This window comes from Pseudomonas sp. GW823-FHT01D03, from assembly GCF_058798255.1.
This window is the reverse complement of the sequence record NZ_JBXAKK010000001.1, coordinates 5,351,507-5,366,954: the sequence shown is the minus strand read 5'-3', so window position 1 is coordinate 5,366,954 and position 15,448 is coordinate 5,351,507. Positions and strand designations below refer to the sequence as shown.

At 59.7% G+C, this 15,448-nt stretch carries 12 protein-coding genes; 5 read left to right on the top strand and 7 right to left on the bottom strand.

The window, feature by feature from the left end:
• Positions 1 to 9 precede the first annotated feature (9 nt).
• The 5 genes from AC1RBR_RS23775 to AC1RBR_RS23755 are packed head-to-tail and all read left to right on the top strand — an operon-like array spanning position 10 to position 9,356.
• Positions 10 to 1,713 (top strand): DUF2138 domain-containing protein, encoded by a 1,704-nt coding sequence (locus tag AC1RBR_RS23775; protein ID WP_492566859.1) that lies wholly within the window; start codon positions 10 to 12, stop codon positions 1,711 to 1,713.
• Positions 1,698 to 2,348, top strand: a complete 651-nt coding sequence (locus AC1RBR_RS23770) for a DUF1175 domain-containing protein (RefSeq protein WP_492566857.1) — start codon at positions 1,698 to 1,700, stop codon at positions 2,346 to 2,348. Before AC1RBR_RS23775 ends, AC1RBR_RS23770 begins: the two co-directional genes overlap by 16 nt.
• Positions 2,345 to 6,919, top strand: coding sequence for an alpha-2-macroglobulin family protein (locus AC1RBR_RS23765; protein ID WP_492566855.1), 4,575 nt, complete (start codon positions 2,345 to 2,347; stop codon positions 6,917 to 6,919). Before AC1RBR_RS23770 ends, AC1RBR_RS23765 begins: the two co-directional genes overlap by 4 nt.
• Before the next feature lies 1 nt (position 6,920).
• Positions 6,921 to 8,540: a DUF2300 domain-containing protein gene (locus tag AC1RBR_RS23760; protein ID WP_492566853.1), complete on the top strand. Its 1,620-nt coding sequence runs from the start codon at positions 6,921 to 6,923 to the stop codon at positions 8,538 to 8,540.
• 3 nt (positions 8,541 to 8,543) lie between these two features.
• On the top strand, positions 8,544 to 9,356 hold the full coding sequence (locus AC1RBR_RS23755) for a YfaP family protein (RefSeq protein WP_492566851.1): 813 nt from the start codon (positions 8,544 to 8,546) through the stop codon (positions 9,354 to 9,356).
• A 23-nt stretch (positions 9,357 to 9,379) separates the two neighbouring features.
• Here the strand turns inward: AC1RBR_RS23755 and AC1RBR_RS23750 are convergent, their stop codons facing one another.
• The 7 genes from AC1RBR_RS23750 to AC1RBR_RS23720 form a co-directional block, all read right to left on the bottom strand.
• Positions 9,380 to 9,814, bottom strand: coding sequence for a hypothetical protein (locus AC1RBR_RS23750; RefSeq protein ID WP_492566849.1), 435 nt, complete (start codon positions 9,812 to 9,814; stop codon positions 9,380 to 9,382).
• A 15-nt stretch (positions 9,815 to 9,829) separates the two neighbouring features.
• Positions 9,830 to 10,390, bottom strand: a complete 561-nt coding sequence (locus AC1RBR_RS23745) for a hypothetical protein (protein WP_492566847.1) — start codon at positions 10,388 to 10,390, stop codon at positions 9,830 to 9,832.
• A 173-nt stretch (positions 10,391 to 10,563) separates the two neighbouring features.
• Complete coding sequence (gene darG, locus AC1RBR_RS23740; protein ID WP_492566845.1) at positions 10,564 to 11,649, bottom strand: type II toxin-antitoxin system antitoxin DNA ADP-ribosyl glycohydrolase DarG; 1,086 nt, start codon at positions 11,647 to 11,649, stop codon at positions 10,564 to 10,566.
• A complete protein-coding gene (gene darT / locus AC1RBR_RS23735; protein WP_492566843.1) occupies positions 11,646 to 12,290 on the bottom strand; it encodes a type II toxin-antitoxin system toxin DNA ADP-ribosyl transferase DarT in 645 nt (214 codons plus the stop codon). The genes darG and darT overlap by 4 nt, the downstream gene beginning before the upstream one ends.
• A complete protein-coding gene (locus tag AC1RBR_RS23730) occupies positions 12,287 to 12,868 on the bottom strand; it encodes a DarT ssDNA thymidine ADP-ribosyltransferase family protein (RefSeq protein ID WP_098965796.1) in 582 nt (193 codons plus the stop codon). Before AC1RBR_RS23730 ends, darT begins: the two co-directional genes overlap by 4 nt.
• A gap of 185 nt (positions 12,869 to 13,053) precedes the next feature.
• On the bottom strand, positions 13,054 to 13,974 hold the full coding sequence (locus AC1RBR_RS23725; RefSeq protein WP_492566841.1) for a restriction endonuclease: 921 nt from the start codon (positions 13,972 to 13,974) through the stop codon (positions 13,054 to 13,056).
• Between the two features lie 507 nt (positions 13,975 to 14,481).
• Entirely contained in the window at positions 14,482 to 15,228 is a 747-nt protein-coding gene (locus tag AC1RBR_RS23720) for a S24 family peptidase (RefSeq protein ID WP_095139154.1), read from the bottom strand.
• Positions 15,229 to 15,448 lie beyond the last annotated feature (220 nt).

Here is a 15,448-nt window from a genome sequence, read left to right as displayed (position 1 = left end):
TTTGTGAACATGAGTGATAACGCTGCTTCTCCGGCCGTCCCGACAGCTGCCGGCCAACCTTCCCGGCGCTGGCCGGCGCTGCTGATCGGCCTGGTTCTGGTGGCCGGTGGTCTCGGCTGGCTGTTGCACAAACCCAAGGTGCCGGCGGCAGCGCTGGCCAGCGACAAGCTCGGCCTGAGTCGTCCGGATGCGCTGCTGGAAACCCGCTCCCTGAGCCAGTTGCCCAAGGACCTGCTGACGGTGCCGTTCCTCAAGGCCACGCTCACCGAGGATTTCGTCTTCTATTACGAAACCCACGCCGATCGCCTGGGGCTGATCGGCAGCCTGCGCCGGATCATCTACGAACACGATCTGAAGCTGCAGGACAGCCTGATCGAGCAGCTTTTCGATCAACCGGCCGACGTCGCGCTGTGGCGTGGCGCCGATGGCCGGCTCAAGGATTTTCTGTTGGTGATGGATCGCGGCGGCTTGGCGAAGCTGCTCGAACCGTTGGCGAAAGTCGCGCTGGACGATTCGCAGCTCAGCGTCTTCGGCAGCCTCAAGGTCGGCAGCGACGAAGTGCCGCTGTACCAGCTCAGCTACAACGCCAGCAAATCGCTGCTGTTCGCCTCGCGCGGCGACAAACTGGTGGTGCTGTCCAACCCGAACAAGTATTACGACCCGGCCAACGGCGAGTCCGAGGAGTCGGGACATGTCTCGCCGCAAGCGCTGGCGGCCTTGCTCAATGGCGACAAACTGTTCCCCGAGGCCTTCGGGCTGCCAGCCAAGGCGCCGGAGATCAAACAGCGTCTGTCGGTCAATTCCAGCGTCCTTGCGATGGGCTATCAGCGCTTCATCCCGAACTTCGCCGGGCTGCGTTTCGACATGGACGACAAGGGCTGGCACAGCTACCTGGCCATGGACGAACTGGAAAACCAGCCGGACTTCGATTTCAAACCGGTGTGGCAAGCCATGCCGCTGGGCGCCAGTGCCTGCGTGACCTTGCCGGTGGCGGCCGAGCCACAGAAACCGCTGCTGGTGAAACTCGGTGCCGACGAAGCGGTGGCGCAGAAACTCACCGAGCATGTAGCCGGTGCGGCGGGCCTGTGCTGGTACGCCGATTCGCGGTTGTACACGCCGTTGCTGGTCGCCAGTCTGAAGGATGAGGACAGCAGCAAGCTCGATGGCGAACTGGGCACATTGTTCGGTTCGATGGTGGGCGCCTATGAGTCGAATGTCGCCGAACACGCGTTCCCGGTGGTCGAGAAACAGGAAGGGCAGAGCCATGTCTGGCAGCGTCAGGTCAGCTCGAACTTCGGCCCGTACGCCGCCAAGACTGCCGAGAACCCGGCCGCGATCAGCGGGCGCGCGTTCATGAAAGTCAGCCTCGCCCGCCATGGTTCGACGCTGCTGTTTTCCCTCGACGACAAACTGCTCGACAAGGCTCTCGGTACCCTCGACAAACGCTTCCCGCCGATGGCCGACGTGCTGCCGAAAGATGTGCTGATGCCGATCTACTTCGGCCCGGATTCGATGGCGCAACTGATGCAGCAGGAAACCCTCGACAGCCTGCCGCAAGATATGGAGCCGGTGTTCTACAACGCCGCACAAACCTACCTGATTCCGAAACTGCGCACCCTCGGCGGCTACGGCAAATACGCGTTGACCCTGCCGGAAGGCAGCGAGCCTGACGGCCACTGGCAATGGTTGCCGCTGGAATGGAAAGCGCTGTGACTGGATTGATCCGTAGCCTCGGCTTGCTCGCGCTGCTGCTCAGCGCGGGCGCCCGCGCCGTCGAAGCACCGGCACTCGATCCGGCGCAGTCCCAGGTGTTCCGCGCCTGGTTCGTGCGCATCGCTCAGGAGCAACTGAGTCAGGGCCCGAGCCCGCGCTGGTATCAGCAGGACTGCGCAGGCCTTGTGCGTTTTGCCGCCAACGAAGCGCTGAAAGTCCACGACGACAAATGGCTGCGCAGCAATGGCCTGTCCAATCGCTACCTGCCGCCGGAGCTGACGCTCAGCGACGAGCAGCGCAAGCTCGCCCAGCAATGGCAGCAGGGCGGCGGCAAGGTCGGGCCGTACGTCAACGCGATCAAGCTGATTCAGTTCAACAGCCATCTGGTCAGCCGCGACGTGTCCCAGGCACGCCCCGGCGACCTGATGTTTTTCGATCAGGGCGACGACCAGCACCTGATGATCTGGATGGGCCGCTACATCGCCTATCACACCGGCACGACCACCCCCACTGACAACGGCATGCGTTCGGCAAGCCTGCAGCAACTCATGACATGGAAGGACACCCGATGGATACCCGACGCAGCCAACCCCAACTTCATCGGCGTCTATCGACTGAACTTTCTCTCCCAATGACCGGTGCCCGCATGTTGCGACTCTGCGCTCGAATTCCTCTGCTGCTGGCGCTGTTGCTGCCATTGGCGACCGTCAACGCTGAAGACTCGGTGGAACCGAGCGGCTACACGCCGGTCGCCGGTGAAAGTTTCTTCCTGCTGGCCGACAGCAGTTTCGCCGCCGACGAGCAGGCGATGGTGCGTCTCGAAGCACCGGGCCGCGACTATCGGCGCTTCCGCATGGAACCGTATGGCGGCGCCGATATTCGCGTGTACCGGATCGACAAACCGCTGGATTTCCTCAAGCGCCAGAAGAATCTGCACCGCGTGGTCAGCGACGGTCAGTTCAAGGGCGAAGGTCTGTCCAACACCCTCGCGTACCTGTGGGACAACTGGTACCGCAAATCGCGGCGGGTGATGCAGCGTGCGTTCTCTTACGAGTCGCGCAAGCAGGTCACCGAGGAAGTGCCGGAGCTGAAGATGGGCACCGCCATCGCCGCGCCAACCCCGTACGACGCTCAGCCGCAATTCGCGCTGATTCCGGGTCTGCCGGTGGTCAGCCAGTTCCGCTATCCGCTGTGGCAGGCCAAACCGATCCAGCCGCCGGCCGGGGTCAATCTGGCCGGTTCTTCCAGCGAGTTCGTCAGCGTTGCACCGGGTAACGTCTACATCCCGCTGGGCAACCTGAAGCCGGGCCTGTACCTGGTCGAAGCGCTGATCGGCAAGTATCGCGCGACCACCATGGTGTTCGTTTCCAACACCGTGGCGGTGAGCAAGATTGCCGGTGACGAATTGCTGGTCTGGGCCGCACGCAAACACGAAGGCAGTTCGGTGCCGAAGGTCAATGTGCTGTGGACCGACGGCCTCGGCGTGATGAGCAGCGGCGCCACCGATGCTGATGGTTTGCTGCGTCTGAAACACGTCAGCCCCGAACGTTCGTTCGTCATTGGCGAGGACGAGGAGGGCGGTGTATTCGTTTCCGAAAACTTCTATTACGACAGCGAAATCTACGACACCAAACTCTATGCGTTCACTGATCGACCGCTGTATCGCCCGGGGGATTGGGTGTCACTGAAGATCGTCGGTCGCGAGTTCAAGAATGCGCGGGATTCGGTGCTGCCGGGCGCTGCTGACGTTAACGTCAGTGTGCTTGATGCCACCGGCACCGAGCTGCAACGCCTCGACCTGAAACTCGATTCCAAGGCTGGTACCCAGGGCCGGTTCCAGTTGCCGGACAACGCTGTGGCCGGTGGTTACGAGATCCGCTTCAACTACAAGGATCAGGCCTACAGCAGCGCCTTCCGCGTGGCTGAATACATCAAGCCGCACTTCGAGATTTCGCTGAATCTGGCCAAGCAGGATTACCGCACCGGCGAACCGGTGAAGGGCAGTCTGGTGCTGCTCTACCCGGACGGCAAACCGGTGGCCAACGCCAAACTGAGCCTGAGTCTGCGTGCCCAGCAACTGTCGATGGTCGACAACGAGCTGCAATACCTCGGGCAATTCCCGGTGGAGTTGACCAGCACCGAACTGACCACTGACAGCAAGGGCAACGCGACCCTCGACCTGCCGGCCGCCGACAAACCGAGCCGTTACATGCTCACCGTGTTCGCCAGCGACGGCGCGGCGTATCGGGTCAAGACCACCAAGGAAATCCTCATCGACCGTGGCGCCGCGAGCTTCCGTTTGAGCGCGCCGCAACGTTTCAGCGCAGTCAACGATAAGGTCGCGTTCAGCTACGCCAACGAAGGTGGCAGCGAGCAGAGCAAAGCCGTGACCCCGAGCAGCTACAGCTGGGTGCGCCTGGAAGACCAGAGCACCGGTGAAGGCAAACTGGCGGCGACGGACAAGGGCTTCAACATCGCCTTCGAACGTCCGGGCACTTACAACCTGGCGCTTAAGGATCAACACGGTCGCGTCCTCGGCGCCACCGGTCATGCGGTCACCGGCGACGGCGTCAAAGCGGTGCCGGGCACCGTGGAGATCGTCCTCGACAAGCCCAAGTACAAGGCCGGCGATGAAGCGCTGGCGCTGATCACGTTCCCCGAGCCGGTCAGCGATGCACTGCTGTCGCTGGAGCGCGACAAGGTCGAAGCCACCGCGCTGCTGGCCAAGGGCGGCGACTGGCTGAAACTGGAAAAACTCAGCGACACCCAATACCGCGCGCGCATTCCGGTGAAGGACAATTTTGCGCCAAACCTGACCTTCTCCGTGCTGTACACCAAAGGCGGGCAGTACAGCTTCCAGAACGCCGGGATCAAGGTGATCGCGCCGCAAATCGACGTGGCGATCAGCACCGACAAAGCGGTGTATCTGCCGGGTGATACCGTGACCGTTGACCTGACCACGCAGTTCGCCGGCAAAGCGGTACCGGCGCACCTGACCGTCAGCGTCGTCGATGAAATGGTCTACGCGCTGCAACCGGAAGTCGCACCGACCATCGACCAGTTCTTCTATCACCCACGGCGCAACAACGTGCGCACCAGCGCCAGCCTTTCGTTCATCAGCTATGACGTGGCGTTGCCGGGCAGCCCCGGCGCGCCGGGCAAGGCCAATCGCAGCGAACGTGGCGTGAAAGTGCTGGAGCGTCCGCGTCGTGAAGACGTCGACACCGCCGCATGGCAGCCAGAGTTGTTGACCGGTGCCGATGGCAAAACCCGCTTCACCTTCAAGATGCCGGACTCGCTGACCCGTTGGCGTATCACCGCCCGGGCCATCGCCGACGACGGTCAGGTCGGGCAAAAGAAGCAGTTCGTCCGTTCGGAAAAACCGCTGTACCTGAAGTGGAGCGGGCCGAGCAAATTCCGCAAGGGCGATCAGCCGCAACTCGGTGTGTTCGCCTTCAGCCAGGCCGAAAAACCGGTCAAGGCTGAACTGGTCACGCATTACGCGGGCGCCGAACAACGCCTGCCGGTAACCCTGAACAACGGCATCAACTATGTGCCGCTGCCAGCGTTTGCGCTGGCAACTGGTGAGTGGACAGCGGAGCTGGTGCAGGACGGCAAAACCGCTGACGCCCTCGCCGTGCGCCTGAGCGCGACCGGTGACGGCTGGCAAGTCACGCAAACCCAGAGCCTCGACGTGGCCAGCGGCGACACTCCGTTGAGCCTACCGGCTGACGCCACGGACATTCGTCTGCGTCTGGATGACAGTCCGCAAGCGCTGTTCCGTTCCGCGCTCGACGATCTGCTGAGCTACCCGTACGGCGGCGTCGAGCAGACGGCCAGCCGTTTGCTGCCGCTGAGCATCGCTTATCCGTCGCTGGCGTCGAGCCCGCAGATCCGCGATCGCCTGCGCCTGATCATGCAGAACAGCCGTCTGCGTCTGGTGCAAATGGCCGGGCCGTCGGCGAGCTTCACCTGGTGGGGCTTCGACGGTGAACCGGACGCCTTCCTCACCGCTTACGCCTACTACGCCGACTGGAACGCCAGTCAGGTGCTGGAACTGACCCTGCCGCCGGAGCATTGGCAGCGAGTGCTGGAGGTCTACGCCAAGCAAGCGCCGAACACGCCGCTGCTGCAGCGGGCGCTGATCCTGTCGTTTGCCAAGCAGATGCACCTGCCGGTGAACACCTTGCTCAGCGGTTTGATGGACGATCTGGCCAAGGCCGGTGAGGGCAACGCCGAAACCCTGATGGACGACGGCGAAGACAGCCTGGTGATGAGCGACCCGGATTCGGCGCTCGGTCTGGCGGCGGCGCGGGTGTTGACCGCGGCGCTGGCGACCCAGTCGAAAGTCGCGTTGCCGGACGCATTCAATCGTCAGGTTGGCGCCGCGCAACAGCGTCTGGCAGTCAGTTCGCAGCCATTCGCCGAAGCGCTGAACCTGTCGCTGCAAGCGTTCGATCAGACCCGCGCGACGGCGTTGCTGCAACGTCTGTTGCCGCAGCAATCGACCCTCGAACGTGCGCTGGCGCTGAGCTGGTTGCAACGCAGCATCGCCCAGGCGTCGCCGACCATCGCGCTGCTGCCGGGTGAAGGCTGGAAGAAAAACTACGGCGCGACCGGCGAGATGTTCTGGACCTGGCAGGGGGCGACACCAGTGCCGAGCGTGTTGTCGGTGTCCGGTACTCAGGAGCGTCCGCTGCGGGCGGCGCTGAGCTTCCAGACCCAGCAACCGGCCGTCGATCCAATGGCCGTGACCATCACCCGGCGCCTGTCGCGACTGGTGCCGGGCGATGAAGCGTTCACCTTCAAACTGGAGCCGGTCGGCAGCAAACCGCTGTCCAGCGACAGCCTGTATCTGGATGAGGTGATCCTGACCAGCAAGGCGCCGAAACCGCTGCGCTACGGCATGCTCGAAGTGCCGTTGCCACCGGGTGCCGATGTCGAGCGCACCACCTGGGGCATCAAGTTACAGGGCAAGGACGGCACCGAACCAACCGCGCTGGAAAAGGCGCGCTTCGAGCCGGGGCAACTGGCCTACGCGGTGCCGGTGGATGCGCTGAGCGGCGAATTGCGTCTGCGCCATCTGGTGCGCTTCTCGCAGAAGGGCCAGTTCAACCTGCCGCCGGTGCGCTTCACTCAGGTCTACGCGCCGCAGCATCAGGCCCGGGAAGCGAAAGCCGCCCTCGGTCAGGTCACGGTCAACTGACATGACCCGGCCGCTGCTGTGGCTGCTGATGTGTGTGATGCCTGCGCTGGCGACGGCGCAGGATGAGCCGTTGCGGCTGGCGTACAAGGGCGAGTTGTTGTCGTTGAATCAGACGCAACTGATCGCTCGCGAGCCATTGCCGCCGACGCTGGATACGCCGCTTGGCAGTCTGTGGAAATTGTTCGTCTACGCGTGGCTGGTGGATACCGCTGCGCATGAGCCGGCGTATGAATGTCGCGGGCAGTCCAAGGAAGAGGTTTATTGCTGTTCGGCGGGCGGCAAGATCGAGCGTGATCAGGCGTTGGTCAAATCCTGCGGCTTGTACTTTGAACCGGCGCGGTTGGGCATTGCTGCTGCCGATTGGCGCACGTATTGGCAGGCGCGGCAGGCGCCGGCGTGGCTGCTGGATTTGCCGTCCGTGCAACCGGCTACCCGGGTTTCCGTGGCTGATTTGCTGAAGGTGTTGTCGTTGCTGCCGGCGCAGGAGCAGATGCGCCGCGTGTTGCTCGACGTCGTGCTGAATGCGGCGGACGGCAATGTGGTTGGTGAACTCGGTGGGCGCCTGCGGGTGAAAACCTGGAGCTGGCTCGGCGATCAGGATCCGCAATCGCGCCAGGGCGGCTTCGCCGGTTGGACGGCGGACGGCTCGCCGATCTGGGCCGGTGGGCGTGGCACCAGTCAGATGGTTTTGCGCCATTACGGGCAGGCGTTGGCGACGGTGCTGCCTTCATCCAGGCCGGCGGAAGCGGGGCGTTGTGTTGAGGTCGGACTGTTCTCGCGTTATCCGCTTTCGCGAGTCCTGTCGGGTGAGCGCGTTGCTGGGGCCGGGCCTTTGCGGGGCGACTACCGCGTCGAATTCGCCAACGGCAACCTGCTGGATATCCACAGCGGCGGCGAACTGTTTCTGCTCAACGACAAACTCGTCGCACGGCTCGATCGCGAAGAATACGTCGCCCGCGTCCTTGAGCGCGAAGCCAGACCCGAACCTGCCGAAGCCGCCAAGGCACTGGCCGTGGCGATCCGCACCTATCTGCTGCAAAACGCCACGCGCAACGGCGAGTGCCTGAGCATCGACGACAGCAGCAACCGTCAGCGGGTCGCGCCGCGTCCAGCTTCCGCCGAGTCGCGCAACATCGCGGCGTGGACCGCGGATCTGGTGCTGGCCGGCAGCACCGTCACCTATCACTCCGATCAACCCGGCCCGGACAAACTCGCCTGGCAACAAGCCGTCGAACAGGCCAACGCCGGCCAGCGTTATGACGCGATTCTGCTGCACGCTTATCCGCGCGCCAGCCTCAGCCGTTGGGACAACCCGGTCGCCTCCTGCGAAGCGTTGCCCGCTGCGCAAGACTGGCTGCAAAAACAGCGTCGCGGCTGGCGTCCGACACTGGAAAGCGAAACCGGCTACAACGAAGTCAGCACCTTTGCCGTGTGCAAACTGGCGTTCGGCCGCCCGTTTGTCGATCGCGAGCGCCAGCGCATCTACGTGCGCGGCGTGCTGACCCTGCAGGATCGCCTCGACCTGACTCACGAATATCTGCACCTGGCCTTTGAAGCACATCCCAATGGCCAGCATGAAACCTACATCGAAGGGCTCGCCCGTCACCTCTTGCTGGAATAGACCATGACACTCCGTTATCCACAGGTCTTGCTGCTGCTCTGCGCATTCAATGCATTGCCGATGGCAATGGCCGCCGACAGCGTCAAACTCGACACCACGGTCGGCGGCTGGCGCACCGGCGCGCCCGAGGGCGAAGGCGAGAGCTTCCGCCAGACCGTCAATTACCCGGCCTCCTCGGTCAACACCCCGCTCGGCCAGGCCAACACCGCGCGCATCAGCGGTGAAATCAAAGCCACCCCCAAGAGCAGGGAACCCGGCCGGCTGATCGTCAACGGCGTCAGCATGCCGCTGAAAATCGACGACAGCGGCCGCTTCGACCGCCCGTTCTCCTTCCCTAACGGCAGCAACAGCGTCGAAGTGCGCAGCCCCGACGGCCAGCAACGCCACCGCACCCAGTTCCTCAACACCAGCGGCGGCGCGACCCCGGCCAAACTGCGCGTGCTACTGGCCTGGGACAGCGACGGCACCGACCTCGATCTGCACCTGATCACCCCTGATGGCGCGCACATCTGGTACGGCGACCGCACCGCACCCAATGGCGCAGCGCTCGACGTCGACGTCACCACCGGCTACGGCCCGGAAATCTTCGCCATGCCGGCACCGATCAAGGGCCAGTATCTGGTGTATGTGAATTATTTCGGCGGTGGCTATCGCGGGGATGATGAAGGCGGGGAAGAGGCGGTGCAGCCGCTGACCACGGCGCAGGTGACGGTGATTACCGAGGAAGGCACGCCGAGCGAGAAAATGGAGACGTTTGTGGTGCCGATGCGGGCGGTGGGTGAACTGACGTTGGTGAAATCGTTCAGTTATCCCTGAGCAGCTGCCTGCTCAGGGCTGCACTAAAAGCCGGGCGGAATGTAACCAGGCACGAACGGCACGTTGATGCACTTGCCGTGAATGATCTTTCCGTCCTCGATCCTGAACAGCACGATCTTTTTCGCCTTGTTGACGGTGGCTTCGAGTTTGCAATCGGAACTGTGGCCGACCGTCTGGTAGTACTCGGTGTAAACCATGCCGTTGCCGGTGTGATTCATTGAGGTACCGGCCGCTTCCGTGGTGGTCCAACTGGACGATTTGTACCAGGTGAGCACAGCCAGATTCTCGCCGTTGGCAGCCATCTGTTTTTTCATCGAGTCGGGTTTGCCAAACAGATCGAGAGCTTCCTGAACATCGCGTCCCTCCCAGCGCGACTGGGCAATCAAGTGGCAACCATTGATCAGCAAAACAGCGGGCGTTATCAGCAGCGCCAATAACGTTTTAGTCCATGGGTTCATCGTGATTCCCGCCGCTTACTTGTTGCCCAGGATCGAGTCGAGGTTGTCCATCATCTGGCCTTTCTCCTGAATCGGCGCCAGCTTGAAGAACATCTGCTGCAGACCCTGAATCATCTGCAGATACTCCATCTTGCCCAACGCGATCATGTCCTTTTTGGCAGGTGAGCAAACGAACTCGCTGGTGCGCTGCACCCAGAACTCCTTCGGCTGCTGCCATTGGTCGTTAACTTTGAGGTCGCGCATCATGTAAGCGATGCGATCAACCGACTGGCCATTGAGCATTCGGACCTTGTTCGTCGAACACTGAACTTCGAGGTTGTAGGCATCGATCATCGGTTTGCCGGGTTCTTCATATACCAGCGTTACGGCCACCAACTTGGCCCCCTTGGTCTGCTTCGACGGCACGACTGAAGTGCTGTCGGCGACATACATGATGTTCTTGTGGGGAACACCGTTGCCGTAAATGATCCACCAGTCACCGACGAGCTTCGGCTCCTCTGCCAAGGCTGAACTGGTAGCGGTCAGGAGTGCGGTCAGTAGAACAACGGATTGATTGAGTTTGAAAAACGACGACATGGTGTTGCTCCATTCCTTGGCGCTTTTGTAATGCACAAAAACAGAATGGAAATTTAGTGGTGAGGTTGGGCACGGGGCAATTAGGGCGGATGTGCTAATGGCCTATTGCGATGCCCGTTTCAGTCAGGGCATGGTAAGGGGGCAAGTACTTCTTGCCCCATTTCATAGCGATGTCAGGCGGCTATTTCCGGGCGGAAACTGCTGGATGTCAGACGAGTGATCGCAATTTCTAGTGCCTGATCATCGAATAACTTGTTTTTACGCACCGCAGCTCCGGACCCACCGTCCCAATTCTTCAGTGCTTTACGTACCGCAGGAACGGTTGGAGCAATCCTTTCCCGAATCAGCAACCAATCAACGGTCGCCAGCAACTCCATGCCGAAAGGTGACTCAAAACCATCGATCAATTCAGCCGTTCGCTCTAAAGCCTGGGAGTATTCCTTGGCTTCGATCTTGAGGTAGGTCTGCAAAAACGTTTTGCGAGCTTGATCAAACCAAATGACATCGGTGATTCCAGCATCACTGATGCGCTTGTCGCAATGTAGATAGCTGCCATCCAGATTGTTGAGCAGATGCTCCAATCGATTGGCATACGGGCCGAATTTATGAGCGACAAATTTGAGGTTCAGCGGATTCTCAGTACCTGGAATTTTCTCGATTGCACGTTCAAGAAACCAGGCCAGTTTCTGAATTTCGAGCAGGCTGCACTCCATGCCCAGAACCCAATAACGCCGGACCAGTTCAGCAATCAGTGCGCGTGCCGGAGTGAGTTGCTCAACGCCATCGCGCTTAGCGACATTCAGATACTGACTGGAGGGTTCGAACACTAATACGTCGACATCCAGGTCACCGAGCACTTCTACAATCTGCTCGCGCACTTCAGGCCACTTCAAACCACCGTTACCAGCGCCCAGCGGAGGAACAGCAACGGACTTCACATCGTTTTCAAGCAGAAACCGTCGCAGATCATGCAAGCCTTCGGTTATCCACGCCATTTGCGACGGATACCGCCAGTGGCGCTTGGTGGGGAAATTCACAATCCAGCGCGGCCCATCGAGTTCGTTGGTGGCAGTTACGTGCATTTTGCCGGTTTCTACTTCCCCGGCCTTACACGCTGCTGCATATAGTTGGTAATTCTGCGCAAAGCGTTCCTTGAACATCAGTGCGATGCCCTTACCCATTACACCCACGGTATTCACCGTGTTGACGAGCGCTTCAGTTTTGGCTTCCAGCAGGTTGCCTTGGGTGAATCTGATCATTGGAAATACCATTTGGTGCGCGCATGGACCGGCAACGTCAAGCCTCTAACGGCCACGTCTGCTTCTATGCGTACTTTCATTGCATCGGTGTGGCACATGATGCCCAGTAGTCCCGTAATCGGTAAATGATGGTGGATCAGCGCCTCAGCCTGATAACGCTCCATTTTGCGAGGGTCGTCAGGATCGCGCTTGAAGTCGCGCCGTTGAAGGATAGACCAATCGATCTGGTCGAGATTCGCCAGATCGCTATAGTAGTTTGTCCAACTCGGGTAGGCATGAGCGTTTGTGAAGACAAACGGTAGGCCAAGCTCTTCAACGCGGTAGAGGCTTGAGACCAGAATCACGATCTCGTCATTGCCGCGTTGTTGAACACTCCAGCCAGAGTGAATGTTCTGCATCATCACCGAGAAGGGTGTGAAATAGAAGGGCACGTAGTCGGCCAGTACGCCTTCGGGTGCGATAGGCACCTGACGGAAACGGCGTTTGTCGATCAAGTCGACGTTGCCGATATTCACGTACTGAGGTGCCTTTGCTTCCGAGTTTGCGCAATGCAGACCGTTGTCCAGAATCCAGGGCAGGTTATCGCGATGGACGATACGCCAAATCAGAGCTTTCTCTGGATTCAGGTTGGTATAGATCATTGATAAAACATTCTCTGGTTCACGCTGGTCTGCACATTAACATCGGCTGCCTGTAATTTAGCTACGCAAAGTGCATCAACTTCTTCGCTGGGGGTGAAGATTTTGAAGAAGGCATCAGGTTTAACAATCCCCGGTGCGAGACACTCTGCCATGCAGATGCTTTTGCAATGAGGGTCCAGGTAATCGCGACTGCTCATGACATCCCACTCGATGGCTTCGAAACCCTGTTCGTAATCAAGTAGCTGTATTGAGTCGCCCGCTAACGGGTGGCGTGGAATGACTTTCCAGCCGTATTGCTTGGCTGTTGATCTGTAGACCGAGATCAACACAAATTGTGCCTCTGGCCTATTGCGCTGAACGCTTCCGTCAAATGGATTCTTCGCAAACCAGTGGAAGGGGACGTAGTTGTCGAGCTGCAGAGCCTGCCGCTTTTTCAGGATTTCAGCATCTGCGACGTCTTTGAAACCCGAGAGGCCGGCGCGAGGTTTCAAGCCATCCCTGAAAATCCCATCCAGGTTTTCAACTGAAGTGAGATGGTAGAGAAGCTTCTGATCCTTGATGCTTTTAACGTCCGACATAGTGGTCTCCTTGACCTGCACATCAACCTAAACTGAATTCAGTCCCGGCCTCGCCCCGTGCTGATGTAACCCTCGATCCGTGGGGGTTGGTAGAACAGTTGTCGTGATTCTAGTGTGCCATCATTTTTCACGGCAAGCCCAATATAGGAATCGAATAGCCGGGCCAAATTGACTCACCACTGGACTCATTCCTCATCAAAGTAATCGCGATCCAGCGTCGGCAATCGTAATAAACGGGATGTCACGCCCACCTCATGATCCATCATCAGGTGCACAAGCCGCGTGCCGTCTACCAACACAATACCGTCCACCGATTTGGCGAAGTCGACAGCGTGCGCCGTAAAGCCAGAGGTAGTGATGAAAACGCCGCGCTTTGCTTTTTGCCCGGCGAGTGCTCCATAGAACGCCTGCAGTTCAGGCCGGCCAACCGTGTTCTGCCAGCGCTTGGCCTGAACGTAAACCTTCTCCAGCCCCAATTTATCGAGCGAGATAATGCCGTCGATGCCGGCATCACCGGAGCCGCCTACACGTTGCAAATCATTGCGACTGGCGCCGTAACCCAGTCGATGAAGTACATCCAGCACGATCACTTCAAAGCGGTTGGGGCTGACCTGTAGCAAGTTGTCCAAAAGGTCGGCCGCCGTGGCATCGCGCAACTCCTTAAGCGCTCGTTCCAGTCGGTCGTCGGGGCTTTCGGTAGCGGAGGCCAGATCTGGCTCTACATTTGGTTGGTCATCCAGTGGCTCGGCATCAGGCGCGACTTTCAGCTTCACATTCATGTAGCCGATCGCTAAATGCTCCACATCCTTGGCCGACAGTGGAAATGCATACTCCTCGGCGTACTGCACGCCTGCATCAGTCAACTTCCAATAACCGCGTTTGGCACTGCTGGAAAGGCCTGCGCGCTTGAGACGATCGTGCGCCCAACCTGATCGGTTCTTGTAGGTAGCTTGGCCACTGGCGATCAGTTCTTCGCGCTGAGCTTCTGTTAATTTCAGTGTTTTTGCTGCCGCTTCGTGGGCGTCTCGAGCAATTGCACCCTCGGGTTTTGTGGCGAGAAAACGCAGGATCGGCTCAATGAACTGATCGTAGGTTGGAACGGACATGGCGCATCCCTGTGCTGATAAGTGTTTTTGAACTGACCGGCGGGCGAGTATAAATTAACGTTCGCGGAGGATGCCTTTGAGAGTTAGCGCTGGTGCCGTGAAAGCGTAAGCCGTTGTGTCTCGGCTCATTTATATGCCGAATGGCTGAATAGGGCATTTTTTAGCAGGCATTAAAAAGCCGGCTTGTGGCCGGCTTCTCGGGGACTGGCTTGGTTTATTTTTGGTAAACCGCGTCAGCCTTCAAAACGTACACCCGGATCTGCGTCCGGCTGTGGGACTTGGCCAGACTTTGGTCTGCCGCGTCGGGCGTCATCTGAGCCGCGGGAGCGGGGCGATGCGCAAATGTGGGGCGCAGGATACTGAGTTTTGTTGGGGATTCCCAGCCTCAACTGCGGAATAGAGCCACCACGGGGGGCAAAATTCGTAATTTGTACTGATTTTCGGGGCCTCTTCGCGAGCAGTCTCGCTCCCACAGGGTTTGGTGCAGGATCGAAGATCCGTATCCGATCAGAGAAACGGCACCACCGGCCGGCGTTTGCCCAGGGTCGACCACCAGAATACCCAGCCCAGAATATGGATCCGCTGCTCATCGATCTGCGCTGCGCGGAAGATTTCGTCCGGGTATTCGGCGCTGTTGTGGCTGCGCAGGCGCAGGGCGTTGCCGGGCATGCGGTGCAGGTATTTGATGCGCAGCATGCCGTCGTGTTCGATGGCGTAGATTTCGCCATCGACCACCTGGGTCAGGCCGCGGTCGATGCCGACGATGGAGCCGTCTTCGATGCGCTCGGCCATGCTGTTGCCGATCATGTGCGCGCAGATGGCGTCGCCAGGGCGGATTTCCAGTTGAGCGAGATGGGCGCGGGGCAGGCGGACGGTTTGCTCGGGGTCGAGGATGACGTGGGTTTTGTCGGCGCCGGCGCTGAGCGGTGTTTCCTTGAAAAACGGCAGTTCGATGTCGTTGGGGTTGATGATGGAATAGACGCCGTTGACGGACTGCGCGTCAAAGGTGTCGCCGTTGCTGGCAGGCGTTTGCAGGCGGGGTGACTCTTTGCTGCCTTCGCCGGTTTTCAGCCACTCGCTGTTGACCGAGAGCAGGCGTGAGACTTCCTCCATGCGATACGCCGGGACGCCCCGGGTGTACCAGTTATGAATGTTTTGGGCTTCCGTGCCCCAGAACTTTGCGAATCCCGTGGTGGTGATGTTCGCTGCTTCCAGGAGTGCCTTGAATCTTGGACCGCTAGTGTTCTTTCTCATAAACACCGAGTCTACGGCCGTGCCAGAGCGGTTTGAATAAACCGGCTGTTCAAAAAAAGCCTGTATTTTGCGACTGGATGTAAGACGTGCTTGTGGGAAATCACTCACTTCGAAACTTTTCTGTAGTCCGCGATAAACACACTGTTTAAAGCGGCGTTTTTCAGGCACAAAAAACCCCGGATCAACCGGGGTTTCTTCAAGCGTCCTGCAGCCAGCCGGC

Excerpts from the sequence above, each read along its gene's own strand:
- AC1RBR_RS23720 (WP_095139154.1), bottom strand. The coding sequence starts at position 15,228 with ATGAGAAAGAACACTAGCGGTCCAAGATTCAAGGCACTCCTGGAAGCA.
- AC1RBR_RS23770 (WP_492566857.1), top strand. The coding sequence starts at position 1,698 with ATGGAAAGCGCTGTGACTGGATTGATCCGTAGCCTCGGCTTGCTCGCG.
- AC1RBR_RS23730 (WP_098965796.1), bottom strand. The coding sequence starts at position 12,868 with ATGTCGGACGTTAAAAGCATCAAGGATCAGAAGCTTCTCTACCATCTC.
- AC1RBR_RS23745 (WP_492566847.1), bottom strand. The coding sequence starts at position 10,390 with ATGTCGTCGTTTTTCAAACTCAATCAATCCGTTGTTCTACTGACCGCA.
- AC1RBR_RS23765 (WP_492566855.1), top strand. The coding sequence starts at position 2,345 with ATGACCGGTGCCCGCATGTTGCGACTCTGCGCTCGAATTCCTCTGCTG.
- AC1RBR_RS23750 (WP_492566849.1), bottom strand. The coding sequence starts at position 9,814 with ATGAACCCATGGACTAAAACGTTATTGGCGCTGCTGATAACGCCCGCT.
- AC1RBR_RS23755 (WP_492566851.1), top strand. The coding sequence starts at position 8,544 with ATGACACTCCGTTATCCACAGGTCTTGCTGCTGCTCTGCGCATTCAAT.
- darG (WP_492566845.1), bottom strand. The coding sequence starts at position 11,649 with ATGATCAGATTCACCCAAGGCAACCTGCTGGAAGCCAAAACTGAAGCG.
- AC1RBR_RS23725 (WP_492566841.1), bottom strand. The coding sequence starts at position 13,974 with ATGTCCGTTCCAACCTACGATCAGTTCATTGAGCCGATCCTGCGTTTT.
- darT (WP_492566843.1), bottom strand. The coding sequence starts at position 12,290 with ATGATCTATACCAACCTGAATCCAGAGAAAGCTCTGATTTGGCGTATC.
- AC1RBR_RS23775 (WP_492566859.1), top strand. The coding sequence starts at position 10 with ATGAGTGATAACGCTGCTTCTCCGGCCGTCCCGACAGCTGCCGGCCAA.
- AC1RBR_RS23760 (WP_492566853.1), top strand. The coding sequence starts at position 6,921 with ATGACCCGGCCGCTGCTGTGGCTGCTGATGTGTGTGATGCCTGCGCTG.